At 67.3% G+C, this 385-nt stretch carries 1 protein-coding gene; it reads left to right on the top strand.

The annotated features are described in order from the left end of the window. Nucleotides 1-154: 154 nt before the first annotated feature. Nucleotides 155-385: hypothetical protein (locus UF05_RS08895; protein WP_048852431.1), on the top strand; the 231-nt coding region annotated here is incomplete at its 3' end.

The following is a 385-nucleotide window of genomic DNA, read 5'->3' as shown; positions in this document are numbered from 1 at the left end:
GCCGCGGCCTGGAGGTGGGGGAAGGCTGTCCGGAGCGTGTCCGCAATGCCCACCGCGTTGCGGAATCGGAAAAAATCGTCCAGGGCCATTTGCCAGCGTCGGCGGATAGGGGACAATCGGCGTTCGCCTCAATCGAACGACAAGGATGTTCTCGATGCGCCGACTCTTGCGCCCGGTATTCGGCGCCGCGCTCTTCTGCCTGTACCCAGCGCTGGTCCAGGCGGCCGCCGAAAGCGAAATCCTCGGCCTGTTCCAGCGCTGGCAGGCCGCCCACGGGCAACGCAGCGGCAAGGCCCTGGAAGGGGTCTATGCGCCGCGCCTGGACTACTATGGCCGCGCGCAAACGCGCGAGCGCACCCTCTCCGCCAAGCAGGCCTTCTTCGCC

The sequence above is a fragment of the Vibrio sp. S457-15 genome (genome assembly GCF_000960545.1).
Taxonomy (GTDB): Bacteria; Pseudomonadota; Gammaproteobacteria; order Enterobacterales; family Vibrionaceae; genus Vibrio; species Vibrio parahaemolyticus.
Note: the sequence above shows the minus strand (reverse complement) of the source record. Positions and strands in the feature narration are given on the sequence as shown.